The 735-nt window shown below is 77.6% G+C and carries 1 protein-coding gene; it reads right to left on the minus strand.

Features of this window, described 5'->3' with window-relative positions; translation table 11 throughout:
• Positions 1 to 735: MFS transporter (locus tag D1643_RS11210; RefSeq protein WP_160710667.1), on the minus strand; the 735-nt coding region annotated here is incomplete at both ends.

Consider the following 735-nt stretch of genomic DNA (forward strand, 5'->3'; position numbering starts at 1 on the left):
TCCACCTTGCGTAGCGCACGGCCACCGCCAGGCCGGCCAGGGCCACGACGCAGGCGAGCGCCTCGGCCGCCGCGAACCCGGCAGACGCCGCGTCGACGGCCAGCGCGCCCGTACCCGCTGTCGCCAGCGCCGCCACGCGCGCCTCCACCGCCGCCATCACGCCGATGTAGGCGGCCGGCCCCACGCAGGCCGCCAGCTGCACGGAGGTGGACATGAGCGCCACGCCATGGGGGTTCTGGTCGTCGGGCAGCGTCCTCAGCCCCGCCGTCTGCGCGGGCGAGAGCAGCAGGCCCGACCCGGCGTAGCCGGCGAACACGCCGGCCATCACCGCGGCAAGCGATCCCGCCAGGGCCCCGGCCGCCGCCGCGGCCAGCCCCGCAGCCGCAATCGCGAACCCGACGGGCAAAAGCGGCCACTCGCCGCGGCGGTCCATCACGCGGCCGCCCCACACCGTAGCCCCCGCGTTGCAGAGCACCGGCCCGAGCAGAAGGCCTCCCGCCGCCGCGGCCGACATGCCCCCGGCGCCCTCCAGGTAGAGCGGCACCATCACGCTCAGCGAGAACGACGTCATCATCGCCACCACCACGAGCACGGCCGCCGGACGAAACGCCGGGCTGCGCAGCGGCTCCAGGCTCACGAGCGGATGCGCGCAGCGCCGCGAGCGCCGCACGAAGGCCGCCACGGCCAGCGCCGCCGCCACGAGCGCCGCCCCGCCGCGCGCCGGTGCGAGCGCCA

Source organism: Enterorhabdus sp. P55, assembly GCF_009911695.1.
Lineage (GTDB): Bacteria > Actinomycetota > Coriobacteriia > Coriobacteriales > Eggerthellaceae > Enterorhabdus.